Annotated in this window: 19 protein-coding genes and 1 pseudogene; 17 read left to right on the forward strand and 3 right to left on the reverse strand. The window is 70.4% G+C overall.

The genetic code is table 11. The features are described from left to right. Positions 1–94: 94 nt before the first annotated feature. From ACZ6SA_RS02885 to ACZ6SA_RS02910, 6 genes are all read left to right on the forward strand, one after another. The gene (locus ACZ6SA_RS02885) at positions 95–778 is read left to right on the forward strand and encodes a DUF5753 domain-containing protein (protein ID WP_465826292.1); all 684 of its coding nucleotides are present in this window, start codon (positions 95–97) and stop codon (positions 776–778) included. After that, positions 766–978, forward strand: coding sequence for a DUF397 domain-containing protein (locus ACZ6SA_RS02890; protein ID WP_347641728.1), 213 nt, complete (start codon positions 766–768; stop codon positions 976–978). The genes ACZ6SA_RS02885 and ACZ6SA_RS02890 overlap by 13 nt, the downstream gene beginning before the upstream one ends. Before the next feature lie 182 nt (positions 979–1,160). Further along, on the forward strand, positions 1,161–1,415 hold the full coding sequence (locus tag ACZ6SA_RS02895; protein ID WP_347641727.1) for a hypothetical protein: 255 nt from the start codon (positions 1,161–1,163) through the stop codon (positions 1,413–1,415). A gap of 446 nt (positions 1,416–1,861) precedes the next feature. Continuing rightward, positions 1,862–2,104 (forward strand): hypothetical protein, encoded by a 243-nt coding sequence (locus ACZ6SA_RS02900; RefSeq protein WP_347641726.1) that lies wholly within the window; start codon positions 1,862–1,864, stop codon positions 2,102–2,104. Beyond that, positions 2,101–4,305, forward strand: coding sequence for a hypothetical protein (locus tag ACZ6SA_RS02905; protein WP_465826295.1), 2,205 nt, complete (start codon positions 2,101–2,103; stop codon positions 4,303–4,305). Before ACZ6SA_RS02900 ends, ACZ6SA_RS02905 begins: the two co-directional genes overlap by 4 nt. Positions 4,306–4,589: 284 nt before the next feature. Further along, positions 4,590–4,895, forward strand: a complete 306-nt coding sequence (locus ACZ6SA_RS02910) for a hypothetical protein (protein WP_465826297.1) — start codon at positions 4,590–4,592, stop codon at positions 4,893–4,895. Positions 4,896–4,932: 37 nt separating this feature from the next. Here ACZ6SA_RS02910 and leuA read toward each other — a convergent pair whose 3' ends face one another. Together leuA and ddaH are read right to left on the reverse strand one after the other, a co-directional pair. Next, complete coding sequence (gene leuA, locus ACZ6SA_RS02915) at positions 4,933–6,636, reverse strand: 2-isopropylmalate synthase (protein WP_443150303.1); 1,704 nt, start codon at positions 6,634–6,636, stop codon at positions 4,933–4,935. 220 nt (positions 6,637–6,856) lie between these two features. Further along, positions 6,857–7,603, reverse strand: coding sequence for a dimethylargininase (ddaH, locus tag ACZ6SA_RS02920; RefSeq protein WP_465826299.1), 747 nt, complete (start codon positions 7,601–7,603; stop codon positions 6,857–6,859). Between the two features lie 38 nt (positions 7,604–7,641). On the opposite strand from ddaH, the gene ACZ6SA_RS02925 reads away from it, so the two are divergent. The 5 genes from ACZ6SA_RS02925 (at position 7,642) to ACZ6SA_RS02945 (ending at position 14,673) form a co-directional block, all read left to right on the forward strand. Beyond that, on the forward strand, positions 7,642–7,887 hold the full coding sequence (locus ACZ6SA_RS02925; protein WP_347641721.1) for a DUF2630 family protein: 246 nt from the start codon (positions 7,642–7,644) through the stop codon (positions 7,885–7,887). A 50-nt stretch (positions 7,888–7,937) separates the two neighbouring features. Beyond that, positions 7,938–8,918: a GNAT family N-acetyltransferase gene (locus tag ACZ6SA_RS02930; protein ID WP_465826302.1), complete on the forward strand. Its 981-nt coding sequence runs from the start codon at positions 7,938–7,940 to the stop codon at positions 8,916–8,918. 44 nt (positions 8,919–8,962) lie between these two features. After that, on the forward strand, positions 8,963–11,260 hold the full coding sequence (locus ACZ6SA_RS02935; protein WP_465826303.1) for a glycoside hydrolase family 6 protein: 2,298 nt from the start codon (positions 8,963–8,965) through the stop codon (positions 11,258–11,260). A gap of 50 nt (positions 11,261–11,310) precedes the next feature. Next, positions 11,311–12,030 (forward strand): Mut7-C RNAse domain-containing protein, encoded by a 720-nt coding sequence (locus ACZ6SA_RS02940; RefSeq protein WP_465826305.1) that lies wholly within the window; start codon positions 11,311–11,313, stop codon positions 12,028–12,030. Positions 12,031–12,099: 69 nt separating this feature from the next. Beyond that, complete coding sequence (locus ACZ6SA_RS02945; protein WP_465826307.1) at positions 12,100–14,673, forward strand: AfsR/SARP family transcriptional regulator; 2,574 nt, start codon at positions 12,100–12,102, stop codon at positions 14,671–14,673. 245 nt (positions 14,674–14,918) lie between these two features. On the opposite strand, the pseudogene ACZ6SA_RS02950 reads toward ACZ6SA_RS02945, so the two are convergent. Then, positions 14,919–15,053, reverse strand: a pseudogene (locus ACZ6SA_RS02950) (ABC transporter ATP-binding protein); the annotation flags it as partial. A 277-nt stretch (positions 15,054–15,330) separates the two neighbouring features. Between ACZ6SA_RS02950 and ACZ6SA_RS02955 the strand changes: the two are divergent. The 6 genes from ACZ6SA_RS02955 to ACZ6SA_RS02980 are packed head-to-tail and all read left to right on the forward strand — an operon-like array spanning position 15,331 to position 19,948. Beyond that, a complete protein-coding gene (locus tag ACZ6SA_RS02955; RefSeq protein WP_465826309.1) occupies positions 15,331–15,633 on the forward strand; it encodes an urease subunit gamma in 303 nt (100 codons plus the stop codon). Then, positions 15,630–15,941 (forward strand): urease subunit beta, encoded by a 312-nt coding sequence (locus tag ACZ6SA_RS02960; RefSeq protein WP_465826311.1) that lies wholly within the window; start codon positions 15,630–15,632, stop codon positions 15,939–15,941. The genes ACZ6SA_RS02955 and ACZ6SA_RS02960 overlap by 4 nt, the downstream gene beginning before the upstream one ends. Then, positions 15,934–17,643 carry an urease subunit alpha gene (locus ACZ6SA_RS02965; protein ID WP_465826313.1) on the forward strand — a complete coding sequence of 570 codons (1,710 nt, stop codon included), beginning with the start codon at positions 15,934–15,936 and terminating at the stop codon, positions 17,641–17,643. Before ACZ6SA_RS02960 ends, ACZ6SA_RS02965 begins: the two co-directional genes overlap by 8 nt. Then, positions 17,643–18,464: an urease accessory protein UreF gene (locus ACZ6SA_RS02970; protein WP_465826315.1), complete on the forward strand. Its 822-nt coding sequence runs from the start codon at positions 17,643–17,645 to the stop codon at positions 18,462–18,464. The genes ACZ6SA_RS02965 and ACZ6SA_RS02970 overlap by 1 nt, the downstream gene beginning before the upstream one ends. A gap of 15 nt (positions 18,465–18,479) precedes the next feature. Then, positions 18,480–19,154 carry an urease accessory protein UreG gene (ureG, locus tag ACZ6SA_RS02975; protein WP_443150295.1) on the forward strand — a complete coding sequence of 225 codons (675 nt, stop codon included), beginning with the start codon at positions 18,480–18,482 and terminating at the stop codon, positions 19,152–19,154. Next, the gene (locus ACZ6SA_RS02980; protein ID WP_465826317.1) at positions 19,154–19,948 is read left to right on the forward strand and encodes an urease accessory protein UreD; all 795 of its coding nucleotides are present in this window, start codon (positions 19,154–19,156) and stop codon (positions 19,946–19,948) included. Before ureG ends, ACZ6SA_RS02980 begins: the two co-directional genes overlap by 1 nt. The last annotated feature ends 18 nt before the right edge of the window (positions 19,949–19,966 follow it).

The following is a 19,966-nucleotide window of genomic DNA, read 5'->3' on the forward strand; positions in this document are numbered from 1 at the left end:
GGCTTCGAGTTGCGGCGATACCGCACGCAAGGCCCGCGGATGGTCCCAGATCCGCCTGTCCAAGGCGGTGTCCTACTCCGTCGGCACGAACAGCATGATCGAGACAGCCAGGCGGTCGCCGACCGAGGAGTTCGCCCGGCTCTGCGACGAGATGCTCGAGGCGGAGGGTGCGCTGATGCGGCTCTGGCCGATGGTGAGCCACGCATCGGCTCCGTCGTGGTTCCGCCCCTGGCTCGACGTCGAGGCCACAGCAGAGACAATCAGAACGTGGGAGCCGCTCATCGTGCCCGGTCTGCTCCAAACGGAGGACTACGCTCGGGCCATTCTGAGCGGCGAACCTGGTGCGACAGCAGAGGAAGTTGAAGAGCACCTGACCGCGCGCATGGAACGGCAATCGATCCTCCGGCGGCCCAGACCACCCCTCCTCTGGGTAGTACTTGACGAGGGCGTCCTCCACCGACCGATCGGCAGTCGCGCCGTGATGGCCGCGCAACTCACTCGCCTTCTCGAAGCATCCCAGGCGCCCCGGATCACCATCCAGGTTCTCCCTCTCGACGCCTACTGCACGACCGGACTTCTTGGGGGATTCGCTGTCACACAAGCTCACGGAACCCCGGACACGGCATACGTCGAAGCCGCCTCCAACGCTCAGGTAACAGACTGGACAGAGAGTGTCAAAACTCTAGCATTGCGCTATGAAGGGATCCGTTCCGAAGCACTGTCCCAGCGCGATTCCGTAAACCTGATCAAGGAGACAACGCAGCGATGGACAAGCTGACCCAGGAGCTACGGGCAGCCACTTGGATCAAGTCCTCCTACTCGGGCAGCAACGGTGGAAACTGCGTTGAAGTCGCCGAACTGTCCCATGGACACCGAGCCGTCCGTGACAGCAAGAACCCCACCTACCCTGCCCTCATCTTCACCCCAGGCGAATGGAACGCCTTCATCAGCGGCGTGAAGAGCGGCGAATTCGACTGACTACCGCTGGCCCAACGAGGGATGTTCCCGATGCGTCCTGCATTCGTGTCGAACCTCCCTCGCCGGCCTGAGCAAGCCGTCCAGAAAACCGGTTGTTTTCAGGACGGCTAATTGATCTCGGGCGGGGGCGCACCGAGCCTGGGGATGAGTTCGGAGCGGATGACAGCGAAGCAGCTGTCCATATGGCGGCGGAGGCCGGCGAGTTCGTCGCAGAGAGCCGCGAGGTGGTGTCTCATCTCGGCCCGCATGTCGGCGATATCCGCCTGCATCTGGGCGATGTCGGTCATCATGGAAGTGCCGTCTCCGGCATGCGTGCTCGCCTCGAGCGCCCGGAGACGCGTGATCAAGGCGAGGATCCGTACCTCTTCGTTCACCGCATTCCTGCCTTTGCGAAGCTGGGAATGGCAACCCGCACCGGTGGCGGGCGCAAGGTTTGACGGTGAGCATAGTGACACACAGTTGACGTTCATGCTGGTCACCGCCAGCGCCCGGGTGTGGTTCTTTCTCCCGGCGTCTGGCGTGTTTCTCACTCAGATGTAATTGAGCGCGGATGACTGGGGAGGTCCGTCCCTGGTGGACAGGGTCGCAGCCTCCGCCGCTCAGGGGATATCCCGGTGAAGGCTAGTCGGGCGTCTAGCAGCACGTCGTGGTATGTCGCACATCAGCAGAATCGTACGATGACTCTGCACTTCGCCACACCCGGAGCGAAACTGTCATCAGCCAGGCTGATATCCCTATCTGCGGGCAAACTTCGAACGCGCCATACCTTTCACCGGGGTTCAACTTGTTTTGTTGATGCGCTGTTGATTACCGTGCGAATGATGTGGGCGACGTGCCGCCTCCTGACCTGTTCCAGCGCAGCGAACCGTGCGAGGGGATCATCGTGGCTGACCTCGATCGCGAGGCGATGCGTGCCGTGGCGCAGCGGATCCAGCGGCTGTCCGACGAGCACTGGTGGTCGCTCGATCCGTCCTGCCGCCTGATGGAGAGGGACGCGTGGGTGGGGCCGACGGGCGGCCGGTTCGACGCCCAGCTCCACGCCGACCAGCGCGAGCTGCGCGACCTGCTCAGGCAGGCCGTCCACAGCGCGGACCAGAAGCTGGCGTCCATCCCGGACAAGCCATGACCGAGTTCACCGGGGTCAAGCAGCCCGATTTCGACACGATGACGAGCAAGCACACCGAGGCGGCCAGGCGGCTGGAAGAACTGGCCCAGGCTCTGCACAGTGAACTTCGCAGCGCAGGGCTCGACACCTCACCGGCGGCGCGGCTGCGGCAGCTGGCCGGGCGAGTCACCACACAGGCCGAAGATCTACGGCGGCGGCAGAAACTCGTCCACGAGCTCCAACGGCAGCGGATCACTTTCGGCCAAAGCACGCCCGCCGGAAGCTTTCTCGAGATGCCCGACGGTTTGGAGGCTGCCAAAGGCTTGCTGGACGGCACGCTCGCCGGCCGCGCGGCGCTGAAGGCCTCCAACGGTGATTCCGAGGCGCTGGCCAAGCTAGAGAAATACGCCTCAAGAGGAGGAGATGCGGAGTTCGTCAAGGCGTTCCTCGGCACGCTGGGCGCCCAGGGCCTGACGCGGCTCCCCGGTTCGCTCGCCGCCCAGCTGCGCGACGCCAGGGCCCACGGCGACGCCGGACGCGTCGCTCAGCTCGCCAGCGGAGGCAGCAAGGCGCTGCGCATGCTGAGCGCCGCCCTGGCCAGAGGAACGGATCCCAAGAATCCGGCGTATGCGGGCGCCGGATTCCTCAAGCAACTCGTGCAGCAGGGCCGGGCCCAGCACAAGACGGGCGGCACGACGTACTCCGGCTACCAGGCGCAGGCGCTCATCTGGCGAGCCCACGACGGTAAGCCACCGTACTCGAAGGGGTTCATGGAGACCGTCGGACGCGACGTGATCGTCTATGAGCACGAGGAACGTAAGGACGAATGGGCGGCGAGCAGAGATCCTCTGGGCCGCTTCTTCGCAGGAACCCAAATCCCCATCATCGACCTGGCCGGCGCACTCGGCCTCGGCACCCTGCTGAGACCCGAAACCCATGCGGGGGCTCCGGGCGCCAAGGCACGGTCGTCCGTGATCGACGACCTGTTCCACGCGGCCAAGTCCAGCCGGGAAGCGTCCCATGCCCTGCTGAACCACACTCCGCCCGGGTGGAAGGAATCCGTCCTGGACTACCTGCTGACGACCCGCTGGGAAGCCGCCCTCCACACGAAGGACCACGCGCCGTTCAACGACCTGCTGGTGACCGCGACCACCGGCCAGGACGCCACGTCTCGGAAGCTGGCCGCCGACATGACGAAGATCCTCTCCAACGAGGTACGCGGCGCCTTCGGCAAGGCCGACAGCGGCAATCTGGAAATCCGGAACCGGAACCTTTTTGATCGTTACACGGCCCTGAGCTATCCCCTGGCCCGCGCGATTTCGGCCAACATCGACGAACTCTCCCGGCTCTACCTGAACCACGCGACCTTCGGCCCGGTCGCGGCGCAAGACATGTCTTATGCGTTGCTGCTCGCCACCTCCAACGACGCCGGGTTCGAGGCACTGATACGCGCACAGACCGAACACATGCGAGCGGCGCTCGCCACAGTGCCTCCCGTCGGCCTCAACGCCTCCAACGCCGAACGACTCGGTTTCACCAGGGCGGACGTCAAACGCTTCGATCTCAACGAAAATGGACGGGTTGATAGGACCGATGTCATGCAGTTCCTCACAGACCGGTCGGTGGAAGAGGCACGTCCTTTCTCGCACATCGTGGAGAGTCGCCGCCAGATGCTGATGGCCAAGGGGCTAGACGATAAGAAGGCGGATGAGGCGTTGAAGACCATGGTGAGCAACGCACTGGGGCTGCTTCCAGTGCCGGGCGCCAAACAGGTAGGCGAACTGGCCACTGGAGCCTTCAGCGAGCTGATTGACAAGGCGTACGACAAGCTCACCGGAAGTGCATACGACCAACTCGCCGGTCAAGTTGCACATCAAATGTCCGAGCAGGGACAGAGCCTCGACGAAACACAACGACGACTAGCGGACAACCGACTGGGGGTGGAGAGGCTGGCAGAGCAGATGCTCGCCACAGCCATGTTGAACAAGGGATTGCTCGACGGGCTGGACCTGAGCAAGCAGGCGTTCACGGTCGGGCTGCCGCACAAGATCAAGCCTTTCACCGAGATGACTCCTCAGCAGTACAGCGCTTTCCTCGAATGGACTCGCGAAACGGGAGGAAGTAGCGAGCTGCACAATATTTTCAGCAAAACCTTTCGAAGCACCAGCGAAGTGGACGATTACCTCGATCTCGAAATCTCCGCATCAGGAGGTAGCAGATGAGGCGTTCCCGCCTTCCTATCGCCGTTATTGCTCTCGTGTTTCTCGCTGCAGCCTGTACACCTGAGAAGCAGATCGTCTCTACCCCAGCACCAATTCCACAACGAGTCATGGATTCCGCACCATATGTCTGCAAACTTATACCTGAGCAGGCGCTTCACCTTGCCAGCGGCATAACCGAACCTCTCAATGAGAGGATCAACGGCACTGAAAGAAACGGCGACTGCCGAGCTCCTGAGGCAGCGTCCCGACCCCTAAAGGTGTGGTGGAGGCAAGAAGGCCCTGGAATGCCATTGCAACATCTCAACTTCCTCATGATTGAGGACAGGATTCCGCTCTACACCGATCACGAAGGAGTCAGGCTCCCTCCGAATCTTGGGGAAGGCATGGCCGCATACGTGTCGAGTGCCCCGTTCACCGATCAGCCGTACCGAGTGAGCGCCATGTTCCGCTGTGGCGACAAACAACGTATGATCGATATTTACCTGCCCCAGGTCGCCAAGGGCAGGGATGGGATCAAAGATCTGGTCGAGCTTATGCGTATCGCCCAACAGCGCTACAGCAAGGTGCACGGCTGCAAGCTCGCCGTATAAAGGCCCGAGCCCCAGGAGAAGGGCCCGGGCGGGTGGGTCAGCGGAAGGCGCGGTTGACGGCGGAGATGATGGCCTTGAGGGCGGCGGTTGTGGCGTTGGCGTCGACGCCCACGCCCCACAGCACCTGGCCGTCCACGTCGCACTCCAGGTAGGAGGCGGCCTTGGCGTCGGCGCCCGCGCTCATCGCGTGCTCCACGTAGTCGAGGACGCGCGCCCGGATGCCGACCTGGGCGAGGGCGTCGATGAAGGCGGAGATGGGGCCGTTGCCCGTGCCGGTCACCTCGCGGATCTCGCCGTCGAGGCGGACGTCGGCGCTGATGCGGTCGTGTTCTTCCGTGGACTCGTGGCGGTGGGCCATGAGGCTGAGCCGGCCCCACCGGTTGGTGGGGTTGGGCAGGTATTCGTCGCGGAAGACGTCGTACATCGCAGCGGGGCTGATTTCGCCGCCCTGGGTGTCGGTGCGGGCCTGTACGACCTTGGAGAACTCGATCTGCAGCCGGCGCGGCAGGTCGAGCTGGTGGTCGGCCTTCATGATGTAGGCGACCCCGCCCTTGCCCGACTGGCTGTTGACCCGGATGACCGCTTCGTAGGTGCGGCCGATGTCCTTCGGGTCGATCGGGAGGTAGGGGACGGCCCAGGTGAAGTCGTCGACCGGCACGCCCGCCGCCACGGCGTCCTTCTCGAGGTGTTCGAAGCCCTTCTTGATGGCGTCCTGGTGGGAGCCGGAGAAGGCGGTGTAGACGAGCTCGCCGCCCCATGGGTGGCGCGGGTGGACGGGCAGCTGGTTGCAGTATTCGGTGACGCGGCGGACCTCGTCGATGTCGCTGAAGTCGATCTCGGGGTCGACGCCCTGGGAGAACAGGTTCATGCCCAGCGTGACCAGGCAGACGTTGCCGGTGCGCTCGCCGTTGCCGAACAGGCAGCCTTCGATGCGGTCGGCGCCCGCCATGTAGCCCAGTTCGGCGGCGGCCACGGCGCTGCCGCGGTCGTTGTGCGGGTGGAGCGACAGGATGATCGAGTCGCGGCGCTTGAGGTTGCGGTGCATCCACTCGATCTGGTCGGCGTAGATGTTGGGCGTGGCCATCTCGACGGTGGCCGGCAGGTTGAGGATGGTCTTACGGTCGGGGGTGGGCTGCCACACCTCGGTGACCGCGTCGCACACCTCGACGGCGTATTCGAGCTCGGTGCCGGTGAACGACTCCGGGGAATACTGGAAACGCACGTCGACGTCGGTCGCGTCGGCGAGCTTCTTCACCAGCTTGGCGCCCTCGACCGCGATGGCGGTGATGCCGTCTTTGTCCTGGCCGAAGACCACGCGGCGCTGGAGGGTGGAGGTGGAGTTGTACAGGTGGACGATGGCCTGCTTGGCGCCCTCGATCGACTCGAAGGTGCGCTCGATCAGCTCGGGCCTGGCCTGGGTCAGCACCTGGATGACCACGTCGTCGGGGACGCGGCCCTCTTCGATGATCTGCCGGATGAAGTCGAAGTCGGTCTGCGAGGCGGCGGGGAAGCCCACCTCGATCTCCTTGTAGCCCATGCGTACCAGCAGCTCGAACATCTGGAGCTTGCGGTGGGGGTCCATCGGGTCGATCAGGGCCTGGTTGCCGTCGCGCAGGTCAACCGCGCACCAGCGGGGGGCCTTGGTGATGACCTGGTCAGGCCAGGTGCGGTCGCGCAGGCGTACGGGCTCGAACGGCTGGTAGCGATGGATGGGCATAGGGCTGGGTTGCTGGGCGGTCATGGCTGCTGCTCCTGTTTCGGACGGAAGGAAGCGGCCGACGCGCACGACAGGCTCCGCGGCGAGGGAGCCGGCCTTAGAGGCCCCCGCCGCGGCAGCTAAGCAGGAGGCCGCGCAGCATGCCAACGACGGTACCAGACGTCTCGCCATGCGCCGTCCCGGGTCTCGGATGGTGAGAAGCGGTCGGGCGAGGCGTCGCCTGTCCGGGGAAGGGTCGTAGGCGTCAGTCCGGGATGAGGACGCTGAGGCAGGTCACGCAGCCTTCGAGTTTCTCGTACTCGGAGATGTCGACGGTTGTCACGGCGAGTCCGCGCTGTTCGAGCATGGCGGCGGTCCGGGGCGCCGAGGCGGCCATCAGGACGCGGTCGCCGCCGAGCGGCACCACGTGGGCACCCGGCTCCTCCTCCGGCACGAGCAGGTCGGGCAGGTCCACGTGCCGGGGATCTCCGATGAGCGTCCCGTCGGGCAGCGCGGTCACCGCCGACTTCAGGTGCAGCACGCCCCGCATCTTCACGGGCACGACCTCGCGTTCGGGGAGGAGGGCCGCCAGCTGCTCGATCCCCTGGTCGTTGGTGCGCGCCGACCTGCCGGCGTACAGGGTGGCGCCGGTCTGCAGCACGTCGCCGCCGTCGAGCGTGCCGGGGGCCGCTATCCTGACGGCCGTCAGCCCGAGCTCGTGTACGGCCGCCGCCACGGAGTCCACCTCCGGCCGCCGCTCCGGCGCTCCGGGCCTGGTCAGCACGGCCAGCCGCCCCGACACGACCACCGCGTCCTCCACGAACGGAGAGTCGGGCAGCTCGTCGGCGGGCGGCACGTACACGGGCCGCCATCCGCCGGCCGCCAGGGCCTCGACGTAGGCGTCATGTTGCGCGAGGGCCCGCCGGTGATCCACGGGTTCGCGTTCGATGTGGGTGACGATGCCTTCGGCGATCCGGGGACCGGGCTTCCTTACCAGCGCAATACCAGCCATAGTGCGTCTTCTATCACGGGGTGATTAGAGTCTTGAGCATGCGGGACGACGAGATTCTCACCAGGATCAGCGCCCTGGTCAGCGAGGAGCACAAGCTGCGCGACAAGCTGACGGCGGGCGAGGTGACCACGGACGAGGAACACGCGCGCATCAAGGAGCTGGAGATGGCCCTCGACCAGTGCTGGGACCTGCTCAGGCAGCGCCGGGCCAGGCGCAACGCGGGCGACGACCCCGACGACGCCGCGGCCAGGCCCGCCGGCGAGGTGGAGAACTACCGCCAGTAGGCGGCGGAAAACCTGTCGCCGGACCGCCGCTGGTGCGCTTTGCTGGCCTCATGCGGATCCAGCCGATCGACCTCGACGACCCGCCGGAGGAGATGGTCGCGGGCCTGTACGACGCCTATGTGGCCGCCGCCTCCGCGGACGACCCTGGTCCCCAGCCGCCGCTCCCCCGCTTCCGCAGGGACTTCTGCGCGCACAGGCCCGGCGGGCGGGCCGAGGTCTGGGTGGCCGTGGAGGACGGCAGGGTCGTCGGCGGCTACGGCCTGTCGCTCCCGCTGCTCGACAACACGCACCTCGGCACGATCTTCCCTTTCTCCGTACGGCCCAAACACCAGCGGCGCGGGCTCGGGACGGAGTTGTTCGGGCACGTGCTCGGCCGCCTGCGCCATCACGGCAGGCGGCTGCTGCTGGCGGAGACACCCGTCACCGGCGCCGGCGCCCGTTTCGCGCGCGCCCGCGGCATGGAGGTGGCGCTCGTCGAGGCCCGCCGCATGCTCGACCTGCGCAAGGTGGACTGGGCGGCGCTCGAACGGATGATCCCCGAGGTCGCCGGCTACCACGTCGAACGGTTCTCCGGGCCGGCGGGCCCCGAGCTGGTACCCGACCTCGTCACGCTGATGGGCGGCATGAACGACGCCCCGCGCGACAGCGGCGTCGAGGACTCGAATTTCAGCCCGGAGCGCCTGCTGCACCGCGAGGAGGGCATCGTCCCCGGGGGCCGGACCTGCTACACCTCGATCGCCCGCCGCGACTCCGACGGCGCCCCGGCGGGCTACACGCGCATCTACCTCGACGCCGACCGCTCTGACGGCTGGGCGGAGCAGGCCGACACGACGGTGCTCGGCGCGCACCGCGGCCACCGCCTCGGCCTGCTGCTCAAGCTGGGCAACCTGCTGTGGTTGCGCGAGCGCGAGCCGCACCTCGAACGCGTCATCACCTGGAACGCCACCAGCAACAGCCACATGCTCGCCATCAACGAGGCCATGGGATTCGAGCTCTTCGACGAATGGAACGAGTGGCGCATGGAGGTGTAGCGCGCATGGATCATCCGGCGCGCGGGAAGCTAACCTGACCCACTATGACCATGGAGGCGCTGAGAGACGGAGACCCCAGGCAGGTGGGCCCGTACACCCTCCTGGGCCGGCTGGGCGAGGGCGGCATGGGCGTCGTCTACCTGGGCCGCTCCCCCGACGGCACGCAGGTGGCCGTCAAGCTGATCCACGCCAGGCTGGACGCGGACGCCGGATTCAGGCGCCGCTTCGCCCGCGAGGTGGCCGCCGCCAAGCGGGTTGCCAGGTTCTGCACCGCTCCCGTCCTCGACGCCGACGTCCAAGGTGACATGGCCTATCTGGTCACCGAATATGTCGAGGGTCCCAGCCTCGACGACGTCGTCCGCTCCTCGGGGCCGCTCAGGGGCTCGGCTCTCGACGGGCTGGCCGCCTCGATGGCCATGGCGCTGCGCGCCATCCACGGGGCGGGGGTGGTGCATCGTGACCTGAAGCCGTCGAACGTACTGCTGTCGCAGGTGGGACCCAAGGTCATCGACTTCGGCATCGCGCAGCTCGCGGGCGCGGAGATGAGCAGCGCGATCGTGGGGACGCCGTCGTACATGTCGCCCGAGCAGGTGTCGGGCGTCACGATCGGGCCGCCGTCGGACATCTTCTCCTGGGGCTGTACGGTCGCCTTCGCCGCCGGGGGCGTGCCGCCGTTCGGGTCGGGCTCGGTGCCGACGGTTCTGCTGCGCATCGTCAACGAACCCCCCGACCTGCGCGGGCTCACGGGACCGCTGCGGGACCTGGTGGTGGCGTCGCTGGCCAAGAACCCCGCTGAACGCCCGACGGCGCAGGACCTGATGGACCGCCTCAGCACCTCGGGCTCCGGGGCGAGCACCACCACCGGCCCTAGCACGCCGATCCCAGGAGGGGATGCCGCAGGCACAGGCGGCAGTGCGGGGTCAGGAGACGGGCGGCCCGCCGTCGCAGATGACACCGCCGGGCCGGCCCAGGGTCCAGGAAGTTCCGTGGGTCCCGAAGGGAGTCGCGACGGTTTCGGAGGGCCGGCAGGCTCGGGTGAGGACGGGCACAACGGTCTGGGGGATCGGAGCGGTCCGGAAGCGGCGAATGCTGGCGGGCCGGGGGACGTCCCGAGGCGCGGGCTGTCGCGGCTCGGGGCGGCGGGCGGGCGGCGCAAGCTGATGGCGGCCGCCGCGGCCGTGGCCGTGGCGGTGGCCGGGGTGTCGGCCGCGCTCGTGTGGCGTGACGAAGGCACCTCGGGCAGCACGACGGCGTACGAAGCCACCGCCACCGCCGGGCAGAACGGCACCACAGGTGAGGACGCGACCCGGCCGGCGGGCGCGGCCCGCAACCCGCTGATGGCCCAGGGGAAGGTGCCGTTCTACTCCCCGCCCGAGCCGGGCGCGAGCAGGCAGGCGGCGCTGTGGCAGAAGGATCGCCCCGAGGACGCGGAGCTGATGAGCAGGCTGGCCGCGGTCCCCCACGCCATCCGGCTCAACCAGCCCGAGGTCAGGTCGAAGGTGGACGACACGATCAGGGCGGCCGAGAAGGAGGGCGGTGTCCCGGTGTTCCTGATCAACTACATGCCGGGAAGCGACTGCCTGCCGATCGAGCCCGAGGAGATGGCGGCGTACCAGGAGTGGATCAAGGGCATCGCCCGCCAGATCGGCCGGGCCGGGGCGGTGGTCATCCTGGAGCCCTCCAGCCTCGTCAAGCTGCCGGGGACGGAGAAGTGCGACGCGGACGGCTCTCCCGAGCAGCGCTACCGGGACCTCAGGCAGGCCGTGCGGAGCCTCAGGTCCGGCCCTCGCACGGCGGTCTATCTCGACGGCAGCCAGAACTACTGGCCGGGCACCGACATCATGGCGCGGCGGCTGATCGGGGCGGGGATCGAGGAGGCGGACGGGTTCTTCGTCAACACCGCCGGCTACCAGCGTACGGAGGGAAGCGTCGAGTACGGCAAGGCGCTGTCGGCGTGCGTCAGCGTCCAGCTGGCGACGGGCCGCGACGAGTGCCCGCAGGACGCGCCGCTGGACCGGTCGAGGATGCCGCACTTCGTGATCGACACCGCCAGGAACGGGCAGGGCTCGTGGAGGCCGAAGGAGAAGAAGTACGAGGATCCGCAGGTGTGGTGCAATCCTCCGGGCAGGGGCGTCGGACCGCGGCCCACCACGGAGACGGGCGAGGAGCTGGTCGACGCGTACCTGTGGATCGCGCGGCCGGGCGAGTCGGGCGGCCGGTGCAGGCGCGGCACCGGCGGCGAGGAGGATCCCGAGCGCGGTGTCGTGTCGCCGGAGGGAGGCCAGTGGTGGGGCGACCTGGCGCTGGAGCGGGCGAAGAACGCGAATCCGCCGCTGAGGTGAGCGCGTACCAGGAGATATCAGCATGAATTCCCGCGGTCCGGTCCACCAGAATGGGGATTGTGACTGCACGCCTGCGCATCGCCTCTGAGCTGAGGATGTTCCTGCCGGTGAGCCGGCGACGCGAGTGGCAGGAGGTCGCCCCCGACGGCACCTCCACGCTGGGGCACCACGTCGAGTCGATCGGCATCCCGTTGACGGAGGTCGGCCCGATGATCGTGGCCGGCGCCCAGGGCGTGCCGCCGTCCTACCAGCTCGCGCCCGGCGACGTGGTGGAGGTGCACCCGGTGCCGCGCCCGCAGCAGTTGCCCGAAGAGCCGCGGTTCCTGCTGGACGTGCATCTGGGCACGCTGGCGCGGCGGCTGCGGCTGCTCGGCATCGACACCGCCTACCACAACGACATGGACGATCCGGCGCTGGTGGCGCAGGCGAACGAGGAGCGGCGGGTGCTGCTCACGCAGGACCGCGGCCTGCTGCGCCGCCGCGCGCTGTGGCTGGGCGCGTACGTCCGCGGCTCGCGGCCCACCGACCAGCTCCGCGACCTGCTGGAGCGCTTCGCGCCGCCGCTGCGCCCGTGGACCCGGTGCACGGCGTGCAACGGCGAGCTGGAGCAGGTGGCCAAGGTCGAGATCGAGCCGCTGCTGGCGGCCGGCACGCGGCGCAGCTACGACGCCTACGGCCGGTGCGGGAAGTGCGGCCAGGTCTACTGGCACGGCGCGCACAGCGGCCATCTGGAGGAGATCGTCCGCACGGCCCGAGCCTGGGCGCCCTGACACCGCCGCGGTGTGCCATCCTGATCGACATCTCTCCTCGGAAGCTCGAAGGCTCGAAGGAAGGGTCGTGTGGACTTTCGCATCATGGGGCCGCTCGAGGTGGCCGACGGCGACCGGGATCTGACGCCCACGACGCCCAAGCTCCGTGATCTGCTGGCCATGTTCCTGCTCAACGCCGGCCGGCCGCTGACCGTCGAGCGGCTGCGGCGGCTGTTGTGGCCGCGCGAGGGAGGTGACCGCTCCGACTCTCTCATCCGCGGCTACGTCGGCCGGCTCAGGCAGCTGCTCGGGAAAGACGTGATCGGCACCGTGTCGGGGTCGTACGTGCTGGCCGTCGGCGACGGCGGGCTCGACGTCGACCGGTTCCGGTTACTGGTCGACAAGGGCGCCTACGAGGAGGCGCTGGAGTTGTGGCGGGGCGAGGTCCTGGAGGACGTCGACCCCGAGGGCGAGCGGTGGTCGGAGACGCGCCGGCTGCGCGAGGAGCTCGGCGAGCTGCGGCTGCTCGCCCTGGAGCGCAGGCTGCAGGCCGATCTGGACGCGGGCCGCCATCGCGAGCTGCTGGCCGAGCTGCGCCGGCTGACCCGGCAACATCCGACGTGGCAGCGTTTCCGCGGACAGTACATGCTGGCCCTCTACCGCAGCGGCCGGCGGGTGGACGCGCTGGCCGCGTACGCGGTGCTGCGCGACCAGCTCGACGGCGGCCACGCGATCGAGCCCGACCCGGAGTTGCAGCTGCTCTACCACCGCATGTTGTACGACGACGCGTCGCTGCACGTGTCGGCGGGCCCGCCGGTGCTGCTGCCGCCCGACGTGGCGGGTTTCACGGGACGGGCCGCCCTGCTCGACCGGGTGATCGGCGGCCAGGTCGTGGTGCACGGCCAGGCGGGTGCGGGCAAGTCGGCGCTGGCCGTGCACGCGGCCTGGCGGGGGCGCGAGAATTTCCCCGACGGCATCCTGTACGCCGACCTGCGCGAGACGACGGCGCCGGCGGCGGTGCTGGAGGACTTCCTGCGCTGGCTGGGCTGCCCGGCCCAGGCGATCCCCGCGTCGCTGGAGCAGCGTGAACGGCTCTTCCGCACGTACGCGGCCGGCCGCGGGCTGCTGGTGCTGCTGGACAACGCCGCGGCCGAGGCCCAGGTGCGGCCGCTGCTGACGTCCTGCCCGACGGTCGTGACCAGCCGTTCCTCGCTCGGCGGGCTGACCGGGGCGCGGCGGTTGTCCGTCGGCGTGCTGGACGACGGGGAGGCGCTCGACCTGCTCGCGAGGTGTTCCGGGCGCGCGGCGAGCGACGCCATGCGCAGCCTGGCGCGGTTCTGCGGCGGCCTGCCGATCGCGCTGCGCATCGCCGGCTCCCGGCTGGCGGCCAGGCCGGAGTGGACCGTCGACTATCTGGTGCGCCTGCTGGAGGACGAGCACGAGCGGCTCGACCGGCTGCACGCGGGCGACCAGACGGTCCGCAGCGTGCTCGCGATCGGCTTCGACGGGCTGCCGGAGCCGGCCCGGCTGACGTTGCGCGGGCTCGGCGCGCTGTCGGCGCCCGACTTCGCCGACTGGGTGACCGAGCAGCTCGGCGGGCAGGCCGAGACGCTGGTGGACGCGGGCCTGCTGGAGACGTACGGGGTCGACGTGGCGGGCCAGGTTCGCTACCGGATGCACGATCTGACCAGGTTGTTCGCCCGCGAGCAGCCCGTCCCCGGGGTGCTGGCGAGGCTGGCGGCGGTGGTGCTGGACCGGGTGCGGGCGTCGCGGTTCTCCCTGGTGTCGGGCGACCCGGCGACGGCCGTGGCCACCAGGGACATCAGGGAGTCGGTCGAGTGGCTGGCAGCCGAACGGGCGTTCCTGGTGAGCCTGGTCGCCGACCTGCACGCGGCGGGGCTCGACGACGAGTGCTGGCGGCTGGCGCACCTTCTGGGGCCCTTCCTCGAACGCCACCGCTACCTCGACGACTGGCGGTCCGTGACCGGGCCGGCGCTGGAGTCGGCGCGGCGGTCGGCCGACGACGAGGGCGAGGCGCTGATCCTGCTGGATCTGGGCGACCTGCATCTGGCCGAGCGGGAGTGGGAGCGCGCGTCCGAGCGGTTGGAGCTCGCGCTGGACATGGTCAGGCGGCAGGGCCGCGCGCGCGACGTCAACCACGCCGTACGCCGGCTGGCCCGCGTCCACCTGGAGCTGGGCCGGCTGGATGAAGCCGAGCGGGCGCTGCGCGCCTGCCTGGAGGAGGCCGGCAACGAGCGCGACACGGCCGACGCCGAGCGGGTGCTCGGCGCGGTGCTGCGCCGCGCCGGCCGGCTGGACGAGGCCGGCGGGTTGCTGGCGGCCGCCGTCGGGCGCCTGGCGGAGCTGGGTGACCGGCACCGGCAGGCCGACACCCTGCTCGACCTGTCGGCGGTACGCCTGGCGCAGGCCGCCAGACCGGCCGCCAGGGCCGCCGCCGAGCAGGCGAGGGGCATCGCCGTACGCCTCGGCGACCGGCTGCTCGACGCGCACGCGCTGCTGGCCCTGGCCCGGGTCAACCGGGCGGAGGGCGCGACCGGGCGGGCGCGCGAGCTGGCCGGGGCGGCGCTGGAGGTCTTCGAGGCGACCGGCGACCGGCAGGCCGCCGCGAACACGCGGGCCTTCCTGGCGCAGACTCCGCGGTGACGCCCCCGTCGACCCGCAGCGGGCTTGGGCCTCACACGGCCGGCAGGCGGCGCACGTCCGCGCGGTGCAGGTCCTCGGCCCGGTGACGAGGGCACGGGCCATGGCGGGCTGCTGCTGGCCTCCCGGCAGGTGGTCCGCGCTCCGCCTGAGCAGCGGTTCGAGCGCGGGGGAGAGGTCGAGGGCCTCGTCGACGCCTGCTTGGGCTGCTTGGCGGCCTCCAGGGTCACCAGCGGGTTGCCCTGGACGGACAGCTGGGGGAAACACTGGTGACCCTGCGGTACGTACCCCATGCCGAGCCGCACCCGCTCGTGCGGCTTGAGCCCGGTGACGTCGCGGCCGTCGAACGTGACCGTGCCGGCCGCCGCGGGCAGCACCCCCATGACGGTGTCGAGCAGCGTGGTCTTGCCGACGCCGTTGCGTCCATGACGCACACGAGTTGCCCAGGCCCGGCCCTCAGCGAGGCGCCGAACAACACGCGCGCCCTTCCGTACCCCGGCTCAAGGCCGGTTACCGACAACATCGCCCGCGTGTAAAGAGGCGATTACCCGACGTTCATAGGCGCACTTATCCCGACATACGGCGGTTCAGCGCGAGAGCGAAACCGACCCGACATAGCGCGGCAACACCCAGGAAACGGCCGGTTCCTATGGTCCGGCCATGCGGCTAACCTCACACGAGCAGGAACGGCTGCTCATCCACGTCGCCGCCGGGGTGGCGCGCGAGCGGCGGGCCAGGGGCCTGCGGCTCAACCACCCCGAGGCCACCGCCGTCATCGCGTCGTTCCTCATGGAGGGCGCCAGGGACGGGCGCAGCGTCGCCAACCTGATGGAGGCCGGGCGGTCGGTGCTCGACCGCGCCGACGTCATGGACGGCGTGCCGGAGATGCTGGAGAGCGTGCAGATCGAGGCCACGTTCCCCGACGGCACGAAGCTGGTCACCGTGCACAGGCCGATCCCGTGATCCCGGGCGAGTACGCCCATCCCGAGGGCGCGATCGAGCTCAACCCGGGGCGGGAGCGGGTGACGGTGCGGGTGGTCAACACCGCTGACCGGCCGGTGCAGGTGGGTTCCCACTATCATTTCGCGGCCGCCAACCCGGGGCTGGAGTTCGACAGGAAGGCGGCCTGGGGGATGCGGCTCGACGTGCCGTCGGGGACGGCGACGAGGTTCGAGCCCGGCGTCGAGCGCGATGTGACGCTGGTGCCGATCGCGGGCGGCCGGGTCGTGCCGGGCCTGCGGCAGGAGTGGGCGGGGCCGCTCGATGGGTGACATCGCGCGTGCCCGCTACGCGGCACTCTACGGACCCACCACCGGCGACCGCATCCGGCTGGCCGACACCGACCTGTTCATCGAGGTCACCGAGGACCGCGCGATGGGCCCGGCGGGGGCCGGCGAGGAGGCCGTCTTCGGCGGCGGCAAGGTCATCCGCGAGTCGATGGGCCAGGCGCGGACCACCCGCGCGGAGGGCGCGGCCGACCTGGTCATCACCGGCGCGGTCATCCTCGACCACTGGGGCGTGGTGAAGGCCGACGTCGGCGTCCGCGACGGCCGCGTGTACGCCATCGGCAAGGCCGGCAACCCCGACACGATGGACGGCGTCGACCTGGTCATCGGGCCGTCCACGGAGGTGCTCGCGGGCAACGGCAGGATCCTCACCGCCGGGGCCGTCGACTCCCACGTCCACCTCATCTGCCCGCAACTCCTCGACGAGGCCATCGCGTCGGGGGTCACCACGATCGTCGGAGGCGGCACGGGGCCCGTCGAGGGCACCAAGGCCACGACCGTCACCGGGGCCTGGTATCTCGGCCGGATGCTGGAGTCGCTCGACGCGTACCCGCTGAACTTCGCGCTGCTCGGCAAGGGGAACACGGTCAGCGCCGAAGGGCTGCGCGAGCAGCTCGCGGCCGGGGCCTCCGGCTTCAAGCTGCACGAGGACTGGGGCTCCACGCCCGCCGCCATCGACGCCTGCCTGAGCGTGGCCGACGCGGCGGGCGTGCAGGTGACGCTGCACACCGACACGCTGAACGAGGCCGGGTTCGTCGAGTCGACGCTCGAGGCCATCGGCGACCGCACGATCCACGCTTACCACACGGAAGGGGCGGGCGGCGGGCACGCGCCCGACATCATCCGGGTGGCCGGTCAGGCCAACATCCTGCCGTCCTCCACCAACCCCACCCGGCCGCACACCGCCAACACGCTCGACGAGCACCTCGACATGCTGATGGTCTGCCACCATCTCAACCCGTCGACCCCCGAGGACCTGGCCTTCGCCGAGTCGCGCATCAGGCCCGCGACGATGGCGGCCGAGGACGTGCTGCACGACCTCGGGGCGATCTCGATGATCGGTTCCGACTCGCAGGCGATGGGCCGGATCGGGGAGACGATCATCCGTACGTGGCAGACGGCCCACGTGATGAAGGGGCGGCGGGGGGCGCTCGGCGGAGGGCCGGCGGACAACCTGCGGGCACAGCGCTATATCGCGAAATATACGATATGTCCGGCCATCGCCCACGGGCTGGACGACGAGCTCGGCTCCGTCGAGCCCGGCAAGCTCGCCGATCTCGTGCTGTGGAGCCCCGCGTTCTTCGGGGTCAAGCCCGACCTGGTGCTGAAGGGCGGCGTCGTCGCGTGGGCCCAGATGGGCGACGCCAACGCCTCCATCCCCACGCCCCAGCCGGTGCTGCCCCGTCCCATGTTCGGCGCGTCGCCGGTCACGGCCGCCGCCACCTCGCTCCACTTCGTCGCGCCCGCGGCCCTGGACGCGGGCCTCGCCGACCGTCTCGCGGTGCGCCGCCGCCTGGCGCCCGTCCAGGACGTACGCCGGCGCGGCAAGTCCGCGATGCCCCTCAACGACGCCCTGCCGAGGATCGAGGTCGCGCCCGACACGTTCGAGGTCCGCGTCGACGGCGAGCTCATCGAGCCCGCCCCGGCCGCCCGCCTGCCCATGGCCCAGCGGTACTTCCTCTTCTGATGCACCCCGCCCTGCTCCTCCTCACCGACTCCCGCCTCCCGGCCGGCGGCCACGCCCACTCGGGGGGCGCCGAACAGGCCATCGCCTCGGGGGCGGTGCACGACGTGCCCTCACTCGCGCGCTTCCTGCGCGGCCGCCTCCACACGGCGGGCGCGCTCGCGGCCGCCCTCACCGCCGCCGCCTGCGCCTGCGCCGCCGCTACGCCTCCCGCCGCCGCCCCACCACCCGGGCTCCCGGCGGGGGGCGACGCGGGCCCCTGGGCGGCGCTCGACAGGGAGGTCGACGCCAGGACCGCGTCACCCGCCCAGCGGGACGCCTCCAGGACGCAGGGCAGGCTGCTGCTCAGGGTCGCCCGGCGGGTGTGGCCGTCGCCGGTGCTCGACGAGCTGGCGCGGGCCGTACCGCAGCCGTATCATCCGGTCGCGCTCGGGGTGGCGGCGCACGCGGCGGGAGCGGCACCGGGGGACGCGGCGCTGGCGGCGGCGTACCACGCGGTCAACGGCCCGGCCACGGCGGCGGTCCGCCTGCTGGGCCTGGATCCGGTCGCCGTGCACGGCCTGCTGGCCGACCTCACGACCGAGTTGTCCGCCGTGGCCGCCGACGCCCGGACGGCCGTCACGACCGGGCACCCCGGCCCCACCACGCCGCGCGCCCGTCCCGATGGCGCGCACGCGCCCCCGCGTCCCGGCCGCCCGGACGCGGGCGCGCGCCCCGGCGGCGCCCAGGTGCGCTGGGCGGCGTTGCCCGCGCACTCGGCGCCCGCCCTCGATCTCCTGGCCGAGCGGCATGCCCGGGCCGGGACCAGGTTGTTCGTCTCCTAGGAAAGGACCTCGACGATGGGCATCCATCACGACGATCACCACCACGCCCCCGACGGCCGGGGCAGGGCGCTGCGGCTCGGGGTCGGCGGCCCCGTGGGCAGCGGCAAGACGGCCCTGGTCGCCGCGCTGTGCCGGACGCTGGGCCCGTCGTTGTCGCTGGGTGTGGTGACGAACGACATCTACACCACCGAGGACGCCGACTTCCTGCGCGGTGCGGGCGTGCTCGACGAGGAGCGCATCCTGGCCGTGGAGACCGGCTGCTGCCCCCACACCGCCATCCGCGACGACATCGCCGCCAACCTCGACGCCGTGGAGACGCTGGAATGCCGGTTCGGCCCGCTGGACCTGGTGATCGTGGAGAGCGGTGGCGACAACCTGACGGCGACGTTCAGCCGAGGGCTGGCCGACCGGCAGATCTTCGTGCTGGACGTGTCGGGCGGCGACAAGGTGCCGCGCAAGGGCGGACCGGGGGTCACGGCGGCGGATCTGCTGGTGGTCAACAAGACCGACCTGGCGTCGATGGTGGGTGCCGACCTGGGCGTGATGGCGCGTGACGCGGCGGCCGTGCGGGGCGAGCGGCCGGTCGTGTTCACCTCGATCAGGCGGGACCCTGCGGCCGGCGACGTGGCGGGCTGGGTCGCGGAGCAGGTGCGCGCCTGGTCGCACGCCCACCCGGCGCCCATCGCCTGATGCCCGGGGACACGGCCCCCGCGCGCGCCTGCTCGGGACGCCGAGCCATGCGGGCGCACGCCGCCGTGGCGACGGCGCAGGCGCGGGACGGCACGACCGTCGTGCGGCGGCTGGCCTCGGCCCCGCCGCTCACGTTGCGCCAGACCGGCCCGTGCGCCGTCCACCTCCTCTCCACCGCGGCCGGTCCGCTCGGCGGCGACCGGCTCGCCTTGGACCTCGACGTCGCCCCGCGCACCACGCTGGAGCTGGGCTCGGTCGCGAGCACCCTGGTCCTGCCAGGCGAGGGCGTGTCGGAGCTGATGGTCACCGCCCGGGTGGGCGCGGGAGCCTCGCTCCGGTTCGCGCCGGAGCCGACGGTGCTCGCCGCCGGGTGCGAACACCGCCTGCTGGTACGGCTGGCGGTGGAGCCGGGCGCGAGCGTGTCGTGGCGGGAGGAGATCGTCTTCGGGCGGCACGGTGAGGCGCCGGGCCGCTGCCATGCTCGCTTCGACGCCACCTGCGACGGCCTGCCGCTGCTCCGGCAGGAGTTCACCGTCGGCGACCCGGATCTCGACGCCTCCCCCGCCGTCTATGGTGCGGCCCGCTGCGTCGGCACCACGTTCCTGACGGCTTGCGCCGGGGAGACGATCGTGGCCGACGGGGTCGCCGTGCTGCCGCTGGCGGTGTCGGGCACGCTGGTGTCCGCTCTGGCCGCCGACGCGGTGCGGCTGCGCTCGCGGCTGGAGTGGGGAGAACGGGCGGCTCACGAATCGGCGGCGGCTCGCGGGGCGGTGAGGGCTTCGTCGCGTGAGTAGCGGCCGCTGGTGGCGCGG

This window comes from Nonomuraea sp. NPDC049378 (assembly GCF_055586745.1).

Excerpts from the sequence above, each read along its gene's own strand:
- ACZ6SA_RS02885 (WP_465826292.1), top strand. The coding sequence starts at position 95 with ATGATCGAGACAGCCAGGCGGTCGCCGACCGAGGAGTTCGCCCGGCTC.
- ACZ6SA_RS02890 (WP_347641728.1), top strand. The coding sequence starts at position 766 with ATGGACAAGCTGACCCAGGAGCTACGGGCAGCCACTTGGATCAAGTCC.
- ACZ6SA_RS02895 (WP_347641727.1), top strand. The coding sequence starts at position 1,161 with ATGGCGGCGGAGGCCGGCGAGTTCGTCGCAGAGAGCCGCGAGGTGGTG.
- ACZ6SA_RS02905 (WP_465826295.1), top strand. The coding sequence starts at position 2,101 with ATGACCGAGTTCACCGGGGTCAAGCAGCCCGATTTCGACACGATGACG.
- ACZ6SA_RS02910 (WP_465826297.1), top strand. The coding sequence starts at position 4,590 with ATGCCATTGCAACATCTCAACTTCCTCATGATTGAGGACAGGATTCCG.
- leuA (WP_443150303.1), bottom strand. The coding sequence starts at position 6,636 with ATGACCGCCCAGCAACCCAGCCCTATGCCCATCCATCGCTACCAGCCG.
- ddaH (WP_465826299.1), bottom strand. The coding sequence starts at position 7,603 with ATGGCTGGTATTGCGCTGGTAAGGAAGCCCGGTCCCCGGATCGCCGAA.
- ACZ6SA_RS02925 (WP_347641721.1), top strand. The coding sequence starts at position 7,642 with ATGCGGGACGACGAGATTCTCACCAGGATCAGCGCCCTGGTCAGCGAG.
- ACZ6SA_RS02930 (WP_465826302.1), top strand. The coding sequence starts at position 7,938 with ATGCGGATCCAGCCGATCGACCTCGACGACCCGCCGGAGGAGATGGTC.
- ACZ6SA_RS02935 (WP_465826303.1), top strand. The coding sequence starts at position 8,963 with ATGACCATGGAGGCGCTGAGAGACGGAGACCCCAGGCAGGTGGGCCCG.
- ACZ6SA_RS02940 (WP_465826305.1), top strand. The coding sequence starts at position 11,311 with ATGGGGATTGTGACTGCACGCCTGCGCATCGCCTCTGAGCTGAGGATG.
- ACZ6SA_RS02955 (WP_465826309.1), top strand. The coding sequence starts at position 15,331 with ATGCGGCTAACCTCACACGAGCAGGAACGGCTGCTCATCCACGTCGCC.
- ACZ6SA_RS02965 (WP_465826313.1), top strand. The coding sequence starts at position 15,934 with ATGGGTGACATCGCGCGTGCCCGCTACGCGGCACTCTACGGACCCACC.
- ACZ6SA_RS02970 (WP_465826315.1), top strand. The coding sequence starts at position 17,643 with ATGCACCCCGCCCTGCTCCTCCTCACCGACTCCCGCCTCCCGGCCGGC.
- ureG (WP_443150295.1), top strand. The coding sequence starts at position 18,480 with ATGGGCATCCATCACGACGATCACCACCACGCCCCCGACGGCCGGGGC.
- ACZ6SA_RS02980 (WP_465826317.1), top strand. The coding sequence starts at position 19,154 with ATGCCCGGGGACACGGCCCCCGCGCGCGCCTGCTCGGGACGCCGAGCC.